This window comes from Gemmatimonadota bacterium, from assembly GCA_009835325.1.
In the GTDB taxonomy this organism is placed as follows: Bacteria; JAAXHH01; JAAXHH01; order JAAXHH01; family JAAXHH01; genus JAAXHH01.
In genome coordinates this window covers 1-9,280 of record VXWP01000060.1, presented here as the reverse complement: position 1 = coordinate 9,280, position 9,280 = coordinate 1, and the positions used below count along the sequence as shown (strand labels likewise).

Annotated in this window: 7 protein-coding genes and 2 tRNA genes; 5 read left to right on the top strand and 4 right to left on the bottom strand. The window is 63.7% G+C overall.

Going from position 1 to position 9,280, the window contains the following annotated elements; translation table 11 throughout:
* From F4Z81_07770 to F4Z81_07760, 3 genes are all read right to left on the bottom strand, one after another.
* Nucleotides 1-147: translation initiation factor IF-3 (locus F4Z81_07770; GenBank protein ID MXW04950.1), on the bottom strand; the 147-nt coding region annotated here is incomplete at its 3' end.
* 61 nt (nucleotides 148-208) lie between these two features.
* Nucleotides 209-2,107: a threonine--tRNA ligase gene (thrS, locus tag F4Z81_07765; protein MXW04949.1), complete on the bottom strand. Its 1,899-nt coding sequence runs from the start codon at nucleotides 2,105-2,107 to the stop codon at nucleotides 209-211.
* A 206-nt stretch (nucleotides 2,108-2,313) separates the two neighbouring features.
* Nucleotides 2,314-3,771, bottom strand: coding sequence for a magnesium chelatase (locus F4Z81_07760; GenBank protein MXW04948.1), 1,458 nt, complete (start codon nucleotides 3,769-3,771; stop codon nucleotides 2,314-2,316).
* Nucleotides 3,772-3,958: 187 nt separating this feature from the next.
* Between F4Z81_07760 and F4Z81_07755 the strand changes: the two genes are divergently transcribed.
* On the top strand, nucleotides 3,959-4,918 hold the full coding sequence (locus F4Z81_07755; protein ID MXW04947.1) for a hypothetical protein: 960 nt from the start codon (nucleotides 3,959-3,961) through the stop codon (nucleotides 4,916-4,918).
* A gap of 31 nt (nucleotides 4,919-4,949) precedes the next feature.
* Complete coding sequence (locus F4Z81_07750; protein ID MXW04946.1) at nucleotides 4,950-7,544, top strand: PBP1A family penicillin-binding protein; 2,595 nt, start codon at nucleotides 4,950-4,952, stop codon at nucleotides 7,542-7,544.
* A gap of 36 nt (nucleotides 7,545-7,580) precedes the next feature.
* Here F4Z81_07750 and F4Z81_07745 read toward each other — a convergent pair whose 3' ends face one another.
* Nucleotides 7,581-7,856, bottom strand: a complete 276-nt coding sequence (locus F4Z81_07745) for a hypothetical protein (protein ID MXW04945.1) — start codon at nucleotides 7,854-7,856, stop codon at nucleotides 7,581-7,583.
* Between the two features lie 252 nt (nucleotides 7,857-8,108).
* Here F4Z81_07745 and F4Z81_07740 point away from each other — a divergent pair.
* The 3 genes from F4Z81_07740 to F4Z81_07730 all read left to right on the top strand — a co-directional run.
* Nucleotides 8,109-8,180, top strand: a tRNA-Gly gene (locus F4Z81_07740).
* Between the two features lie 9 nt (nucleotides 8,181-8,189).
* Nucleotides 8,190-8,261 (top strand) — tRNA-Cys (locus tag F4Z81_07735).
* 232 nt (nucleotides 8,262-8,493) lie between these two features.
* Nucleotides 8,494-9,280: hypothetical protein (locus F4Z81_07730; protein ID MXW04944.1), on the top strand; the 787-nt coding region annotated here is incomplete at its 3' end.

Genomic DNA, 9,280 nt, shown 5'->3' with positions numbered 1-9,280 from the left:
CTTGCAGACGGGCGGGCGGGCATCGGGCGACACTTCCACGAGGTCGAGGTCGGCGCCGGACGCAAGCTGCATGGCCTCCCTGGTCTCCATGATGCCGACCTGCTCGCCTTCCGCGCTGATCACCCGCACCTGGGGCACGCGAATCATTCCGTTGACTCTGACGGTTCTCTTTTGAATGGCTTTCCTCCCGGATCCTAGTGCCTTCGATTCATTCCGCCGCCTGGACGGTCCGGCTTGTCCGGACGGTCCGGTCGATTTCTTCTCTCACCGCGCCGATCAGGGCTTCCACCGGCATATTCCCCAGGTTGCCCTGGCCGTGACGGCGCACGGACACGTCGCCGGCCTCCATCTCGCGGGCCCCGGCAATGGCCATGAAGGGGATCTTCTTCGTCTCCGCCTCGCGGATCTTGTATCCGACTTTCTGGTTTCTCACGTCTATCTCGACCCGAATCCCCGCGTCTTCGAGCCTGCGCGCCACGCCGTGGACATAATGGGTCTGATGTTCCGATATGCCGATCACGACGGCCTGGACCGGCGCCAGCCAGGTCGGGAACGCACCGGCGCAGTGCTCGATGTACACACCGAGGAACCGTTCCAGGCTTCCGAGGATGGCGCGGTGGATCATGACGGGCCGGGCGGGCCTGCCGGATTCAGTGATGTATTCCAGGTCGAAAAGCTCCGGCATGTTGAAGTCAAGCTGGCATGTGCCCAGCTGCCAGGGGCGCTGCAGGGCGTCCTTCACGAAGAAATCCACTTTCGGTCCGTAGAAGGCCGCTTCGCCGGGCGCCACCTCGTATTCGACCCCCAGGTCGTCCAGCACGCGGGCCAGGGTCTCTTCCGCCTGGTCCCAGAGCTCGTCGGAACCGGCGCGCTTTTCCGATCGCGTGGACAGATTGATGACGGTGTCCTCGAACCCGAGCGTGGTGTAGGCGTCCGACAGCATCTTGATGAAGTCGTCGACCTCTTCCCGGATCTGGTCGGGACGGCAGAAGATGTGGGCGTCGTCCTGCGAAAAGGAACGCACCCGCATCAGGCCGGCCGTCACCCCGGAACGCTCGTGCCGGTGCAGCCGGGCGAAATCGGCGTACCGGATGGGCAGATCGCGGTATGAATAGTGGCCCGCCGCGTACATGAGGCAGTGGCTTGGACAATTCATCGGCTTGGGCGCGTATTCCCGGTCGTCGGCGTCTATGGTGAACATCTCGTCCCAGAAATGCTCGTAGTGGCCTGAGGTCTTCCACAACCCGGCTTCGTAGATCAGCGGGGTGATGACTTCGTCGTACCCGTGCTTTTTGTATAGATTGCGCACGTAGTCGGTCAAGGTGTTGTAAACCCGGGCGCCTTTCGGAAAGAAGAAGGGTGACGCCGGCGCATAGGGATGGAACATGAACAGCCCGAGTTGCCTGCCCAGCTTGCGGTGGTCCCGCCGTTCGGCCTCCGCGCGCCGTTCCAGGTACTCGTCCAGGTCCTTTCTGCGAGGATAGGACACGCCGTATATCCGCTGCAGGCTCTGGTTGTTCTCGTCCCCATGCCAGTATGCGGCGGCGACGCTGAGCAGCTTGAAGGCCTTGATCTTTCCGGTCGACGGGATGTGCGGGCCCCGGCAGAGATCGATGAAATTCCCCTGCTCGTAGATGCTGATCACCTCGTCCGCCTCGAGGTCGTCGATCATCTCGACCTTGTAGGACTCGCCCCGCTCGGTGAAAAGGGCGCGGGCATCCTCCCGGGTGAGCTCGCGGCGCCGGATGGGCATGTCCGCCCGGGACAGCTCGACCATGCGGCCCTCGATGCGCTCGAGATCATCGGTCGTGAATGGCTCCGGCTTGTCGAAGTCGTAGTAGAATCCCTCGTCGATCGGCGGACCGATGGTCAGCTGCGCTTCGGGGAACAGCTCCTTGGTGGCCTGGGCCATCAGGTGCGTCGTGCTGTGCCAGTAGACCTCCCGGCCCTCGGGATTGCTGAAGGTCAGCACCTCGAGGGAGGCGTCCCCGTCCAGCCGATGGTCCAGGTCGACCTGGGCGCCGTCGATCTTGGCCGCGAGCGCCGCCTTGCCCAGACCGGGACCAATGCGCGCCACCGCGTCCATGACCGTCGATCCCAGTTCCATTTCGATCTGACCGCCGTCGGGAAGCGTGATCCTGACGTTTTTCAATGACTGACTCCTGCGTTGTACCGTTGCGATTCCAGACTCGACCAGGCCGGACCAGGCTCGACCACCCGATTCCACAAGGCCTTTCTACCTAACGGACAAACAGAAAAAAATACAACGCGCGCCTGTATTTGTCAATAGATTTACCTGCCCGGAAATCCCCTTCAGCCTTCGAACAGGCTGCCCATCATATCGCTGTAGGAACGCCGGCCGTCGGCGACGTTCTTGCTGATCCTCGAATGCTGGTGCAGGCCCTCGAGCAGGAACTCCATGGCAACGGACAGTTCCGCCCGGTTTTCCGTCCGGACGTGCCGGCCGGCCAGCTTCCGCAACCCGTCGACACCGTTCAGCGCGCCATAATAGGATTTGTCGTCCATGGTGTCCGAAATCTCGACCGTCTGTCCTTCTTCGAACCAGGCGAGGACTTCCTGGTAGCACGCGTCGCGTTCCTCATCTTCGCCGAAGGCCGCGGGGAAATAGTTTCCGAAGACTTCCTTCACGGCCCGGCCGATCAGCGCCTCGGCTACTTTGACCTCGCCTTCCTGCTCGCCCTCGTACACGAGTTCCAGCTTGCCCGTCATCGCCGGGATTACGGCGGACAGGTCGCACATGCGGGGCACGACGGACCGCTTGCCCTGCAGGATGCATCGCTTCTCGACCTGGCTGACCAGGTTTTCCATGGCGGCGATGGTCATGCGCGTGCTTACGCCTGAGGTCTGGTCGATGAACTCGCTGCCCCGGGCCTGGAAGGCGATCTCCTCCACCGTTTCGCGCAGGAAGGACGGCATGTCGACCCGCACGCCGCCGGGCCGCTCGGTCCAGGCTTCCTGGTCGGTAATGGCCATGGCGTATTCGCGGCTGACGGGATAGTGAGTCAGGATCTGAGAATCGATCCGGTCCTTGAGCGGGGTGATGATGGTGCCGCGATTGGTATAGTCTTCCGGGTTCGCCGAGAAGACGATCATCACGTCCAGGGGGATCCGCACCGGGAATCCCCGGATCTGGATGTCCTTCTCCTCCATGATGTTCAGCAGGCCGACCTGGATGCGGGGCTGCAGATCGGGCAGTTCGTTCACGGCGAAAACACCCCGGTTCATCCTCGGGATGATGCCGAAGTGGATCACGCCCTCGTGGGCGTAGTGAAGCCGCTGGGAGGCCGCCTTGATGGGATCGATGTCGCCGATCAGGTCGGAAATGGTCACGTCGGGCGTAGCGAGCTTCTCGCCGTAACGCCGCGACCGGCCGATCCATTCGATGGGGGTGTCGTCGCCGTGTTCGGACACGAGGTCCCGTGCGCGCCGGCTGACGGGCGCGTAGGGCGAACTGTTGATCTCGCAGCCCGCGATCACGGGCAGGTATTCGTCGAGCAGTGTGACCAGGGCTCTCAGGATGCGGGTCTTCGCCTGTCCCCGCAGCCCGAGGAGAATGAAGTCGTGCCGGGACAGGATCGCGTTGACCAGTTCTGGGATGACGGTCTTGTCGTATCCGACGATGCCGGGAAAGACTTGCTCGCCGCGGGCAAGCTTGACCATCAGGTTGTCCCGCATCTCGTCCTTGACGGTCCGTTGCGGATATCCCATGCCGCGCAGCGCACCGATGGTCGTGGCAGCGGTGTAGTCCATGTGCTCCCGGGCGTCCGAAAAGGGATGGATTCGAGGGGAGGATCCGTGGCGTGGATTTCCCTTCCGACAGTCGACGGATTCTATCCCGCGAGGCCCGTCCTGTCAACCCTTTTTTGGCTTCTCCCGGGGGCCGGCGCACCGCCTTTTTCTTTGACTTGGGAGGGCTTGTTGGCTATGTTGTAAGGTCATGAAGAACGTGATCCACGCAGTGCTCATCGCGTTGCTGGCCATCGCGCTGGTTGCCGTGGGCCTTGTCGAATTGCGCTGGCATGTCATCGAACGGTCCGCCGGCGCGTACATGGACGCCCGTAACGATTCCCGCGACCGGCTGGAGCGGTTCGTCGACCAGGAGAGCCGGACCAACCAGGCGCTGGAGAAGGCGAACGAACTGATCGAGCAGCGCAGCATGGTCGCGCTGGACGAGGAAGCGGATTCCGGCCGGCCGGACGTCGGGTTCGGCCCCCCGTCCGACGTCGTCCGGCTGGAACGCGGGCACAAGCTGATCATGACCCGGGGCCGGTTCCTGGCCATGCCCGAATGGTTGACCGGCGCCGCCTACCCTCCAGGGGCGCGCACCGCGGACCGGGCCGGCTTCAAGCCGTATGAGCCGGTGGTCACGCCCGTTGCCGCGGGGCCAGATGAGCCGGCCGACACACCCGCCGACGCGCCCGTTGCCACGGGACCGGATTCATTTTCCGTGCCACCGTCGACCTTCGAACCCGATTCCCTTGCAGACTGGACGCGCACGGTCGTCATCCGCCCGGGGTGGATACGCCGGGGCGAGGCCTACATGGTGGACGACGACAACTACATCCTGCACCGCATGCCCATATCGGCCGGGCAATTCGATCTCATCGACGCATACGCATCGGCGTCCGAAGGACGGATGCACGAAGACATGGAGCACGTGTACGAGGCCGGTGTGTTCTTCGACACGCTGCGAAGCCTGGACATGGAAATGCGGGACGAAATCATCGATCCGATGAGGTTCAGGGACCTGGAAGAGACCGCGCAGCGGGTAGGCGTATCGGAGGACCAGCGGATCATCCAGATCGAACAGCTGGTCGACGGCCAGATCGCCGTGGTCACCATTCCGGTGTCCGCGGACCTGTTCGTGGAACTGTACGTGGCGCTCGGAGCGCTTTGATCCGTCCACTGCGGACGGACCGGGAAAGACGATGGATTTCTTGCGAGACCTCCGGGAAAGACTCCCGGGCAATGACTGGATGAATCGCCTCGGGAGATTCCTGGGAAACATCCTGCAGCGCATCCTGCAGTACATCCTGAGAAGTTTCCCGCGGATGCGCGCCCGCGGCGCGGGAGACGGCGGACGGCACAGTGCGGGAGACCACGGCTTCGCGGCACCAGGCAACGCCGGCCATCGCGGCCCGGGAGCGGAGGGTGCCCACGCCTCAGCGGTAAAAGTCCGGGAAACCCCCATCGCGCGGTCATTCAGGTATATCAGGCGCATGGTATACGCAGGATCGGCCGTGTTGCTGTTCGGTGCGCTCGTGGCCGTCGTGATGTTCTACCTCACCGTGCCGTCCATTCCCCGCCTTCCGGACGACCTGAACGACATCTTCGGACAGATGACCCGGATCTACGCCGAAGACCAGGAGGGCAATCCCCGCCTGGTGCATACCCTGGGCGGCCATCGCCGGGTCGCGCTGGAAGAGATCGCGCCGGTGTTCCGGGACGCGATCATCGCCACCGAAGACGCCGATTTCTACCATCACCGGGGCGTGGACAAGCCCGGCATCGTCCGGGCCTTCGTGACCAATCTCCGCGAGGGCCAGATCCTGGGTCAGGGCGCGAGCACGATCACCCAGCAGCTGGCGCGCCACCTCTTCTTCACCCGCGAGAAGGTATGGATCCGAAAGATCCGTGAAGCCATGGCCTCCATGCAGATCGAGGCGAGGTTCACCAAAGACGAGATCCTGTCCGCGTACTGCAACAATATGTATTTCGGCGCCGACGCCTACGGCGTGGAAGAGGCCGCGCAACGGTTCTTCAGCAAGCGCGCGAGCGAGCTCACGCTGGGCGAATCCGCGCTGCTCGCCGGGCTGGTCCAGCGGCCGAGCGACTACAACCCCTACTACCGCATGGACCGTGCGCTCAGCCGCAGAGAGACCGTGTTCCGCCGCATGATGGACAACGGGTACATCACGGAGGAAGACGCCGCGCTGGCCCGGGAGGAAGAGATCACGCTCAAGGGAACGAGCATCGGTCCGGCCAGGGGGCCGTACTACCTCGATTACGTCGAAGACCTGCTGATCCGGCGCTTCGGCAGCAACCTGGTCTTCAACGGCGGGCTCACCGTGCACATCGCCATGGACCTGGACTTGCAGGAACTCGCCGAAGAGACCATCAGCACCCGGATGACTTACGTGGATTCCCTGGTCGGCGACCCGGCCTACGATACGGCCACGGCGGAAGAGCGTAAGCGGGCGCTCGAGGCAGCGCTGGTCGCCGTCGACACGCGCACCGGGGCGGTACGGGCCCTGGCCGGGGGCCGCGACTACACGGCGAGCGAATTCAACCGGGCCGTCGAGCGCAACCGGCAACCGGGGTCCGGTTTCAAGCCGGTCGTCTACCTTGCGGCGCTGGACCACCTGGGTTATTCCGCCAAAACAGTCGTGGTGGACGAGCCCGTGGCCTATACCACCGAACTGGGAGATCTCTGGGAACCGCAGAACTTCACCCGGGAGTACGAGGGGCCCGTCATCCTCAAGCGCGCCTTCATGCGGTCGATCAATGTGGTATCCGCGAAGCTGGTCAGCGAAGTCGGTCCCTCGACGGTCATCGAGTACGCACGCCGGCTGGGCATATCCAGCCCGCTGGAGCCCATTCTCTCCCTGGCGTTGGGCACCAACGGCGTTTCGCCCCTGGAGATGGCTTCCGCCTACTCCGTGTTCGCCACCGGCGGGATCTATCACAGGCCTTACGTCATAACCCGCGTGGAAGATTCCGAGGGCAGGGTGATCGAGGAAACCGAACCGGAATCGCGTCGCGTGATCAGCGAGCAGTCCGCGTACCTGATGCTCGACCTCCTGCGTGGCGTCATGAGCGGCGGCACGGGGGTCGGCGCACGCTACAGGTATGGTTTCACGGCCCCGAGCGGCGGTAAAACGGGGACTTCAAGCGAATCCAGGGACGTCTGGTTCAATGGTTTTACGAAGGACCTCGCGACATCCGTCTGGGTGGGATACGACGATGCCCGGCCCCTCCTGTCCATCGTGGAAGACGAGGAGATTACCGGCGCTTCGGGCGCCATACCCGTCTGGGCGCCCTACATGAAACAGGCCACGGCGCTGCAGGAACAGCGTGAAGTCCTGGCGACGATGGCGGCAGCCGATTCCGCGGGCGGACGGCTGGCCGTTCTTCCGGCGGAAGCCGTCGGCAGCGAGGATGGCGGAACGGAAGCCGGGGTCGAAACATCCGTGGACGAGGAAGCGAAACCACCACCGGCTTTCCCCATGCCGCTGGGCATCGAGAAGATCCGCGTCGACTTCCGCACGGGCCGGCTGTCCCAGGACCTGGAGCGCTCCCTGGTCGTGACCGTCCGGGGCACGAATCCCAGGGTAAGGACGGAGACGACCCCGCCGGGCGGGGCCGCATCCGAAGAGACCGGATTGCTGGGTCCGCCGGCAACGGAGGAGCCCCCTGGCCAGGCCGACCAGACCGACCAGACCATCCGGGATACTCGTTCCGGACATGACGGATCAGTTGGACCAGGCGGTCCAGGCGGTCCAGGCGGTCCGGTTGATCAGTAGGGCTGACGTTGAATGGTCGTGGGACTTTGCGGAGGATCAGTTCCCGCGCGGGTGCTCAGGCCCGGACCGGTTCCGGTCTATCGCTTCCCGGACCGCGGGAATCAGGAAGACGTTTTCCAGGGGAAACTCGGAGAAGGCGCGGCCGAGGAGGTTGATCCGGCCGTCGGTGTCGAGCCGCTTGTTGATGACGATATGGTACCTGCCGCGGTACCGGCACAGCCCGCCGTCGCCGTCCAGCTTCCCGTAGCGGACCTGGATCGACATCCGCTCCGCCAGGTCTTCGAATTCCTGCAAAAGAGTCGTACTGTCCATGGCGCACACGAAGGCAAGACGATCCGTTCTAGCCCGCCGGTCCTGAAATCTCCCGGAAGCCGCGGATCGGACTCCGACTCGCACGTCGCTGTTACAGGACGCTTTAATGAGTTGTAACATATATCGGTCGCCGTCATGGGTCAAGTCTCGATGTCCCGCCATGGGGGAACAAAACACTTGACACCGGGCGGTTCGATAATGATATTTTCGGGGAAGTTTGCAACACAGTCTTCGAAGGTTTGCGTGTTATCAGCGGGAGTAGCTCAGCGGTAGAGCATCACCTTGCCAAGGTGAGGGTCGCGGGTTCAAGCCCCGTCTCCCGCCTTCGGACGTGGCGGCATAGCCAAGTGGCTAAGGCACGGGACTGCAAATCCTCGATCGCCGGTTCGAATCCGGCTGCCGCCTTGCGACTTCCAACTCCCCAATCCAATCTGCAATCGATCGTGGCCAGGCTTCCCGGAAACACCTCGTTTCCCGGTCATCGCCTTGCGTGCTTTCACGCGGTACGCCCGTTCCGCGACAAAGGCGCCGCCAGGTCTGGCAATCCTTCTTGCACCCCCCGAATCACCGCAGTATAATAGCCATCGAACGCACCTTCGATCCGACAAGACAAAACTAGAATCAAGGCACGGGAACCATGGCGAAAACCGAATGGGTCCGGCGCATCTACGAAGACGGCTGGCACAACGCCTTTACGGATTTCCAGTACTTCAAGGGCCGGTACTACATCTGCTTCCGCAACGGCCTTTCCCACGTGAGTCCCGAAGGGAAGGCGGTGATCATCGCCAGCGATGACCTGGTTGACTGGCAACGCACTGGCGTGCCGGTCAACACCACGGGCGACGACCGGGACCCCCATATGGTCGCGACCGAAGACCGGTTGTTCGTCTATGCCGGAAACGTCACCCGGCCCGACCCGGTGCAGCACGGCGGCGAGGGGCCGCGCCTCATACGGTCCGTCTGTTCATTCAGCGAGGACGGCGCGACGTGGACGGAACCCCGGCAGGTGTACCGGGACGGGTACTGGCTCTGGGGCATCGGGCGAGGGAACGACCGGTTCTACGGGCTCGCCTATGGCAACGAACCGGCGGTATGGGAGCGGAAACCGACCGAGCTTCACCTGTTGCAGTCTGCGGACGGACTGGACTGGGAACGGGTGTCCGTGGTCACGCGGAACGGGAGCGAAGCCACCTTCCGCATCACCGACGCCGGTACCATGCGAATCGCCATCCGCGGCGGCGATGATAACCGGTTCACCCTGGCTTCCTCGGAACCCCCGTACACGGACTGGCGGCTTCAGGACATGGGGTACGTGATCCCCGCGCCCCGGCTCGTGGTGGCCGGCGGACAGGAATACGTCATCGGCCGGCAACACGTGCGCGAGCCGGGCGGACCGGGCGGACCGGGCGGACCGGGCGGGCCCG

What these genes read in the sequence shown, in the direction of transcription:
- thrS (MXW04949.1), bottom strand. Translation starts at nt 2,107, where the DNA reads ATGGAACTGGGATCGACGGTCATGGACGCGGTGGCGCGCATTGGTCCC.
- F4Z81_07745 (MXW04945.1), bottom strand. Translation starts at nt 7,856, where the DNA reads ATGGACAGTACGACTCTTTTGCAGGAATTCGAAGACCTGGCGGAGCGG.
- F4Z81_07760 (MXW04948.1), bottom strand. Translation starts at nt 3,771, where the DNA reads ATGGACTACACCGCTGCCACGACCATCGGTGCGCTGCGCGGCATGGGA.
- F4Z81_07750 (MXW04946.1), top strand. Translation starts at nt 4,950, where the DNA reads ATGGATTTCTTGCGAGACCTCCGGGAAAGACTCCCGGGCAATGACTGG.
- F4Z81_07755 (MXW04947.1), top strand. Translation starts at nt 3,959, where the DNA reads ATGAAGAACGTGATCCACGCAGTGCTCATCGCGTTGCTGGCCATCGCG.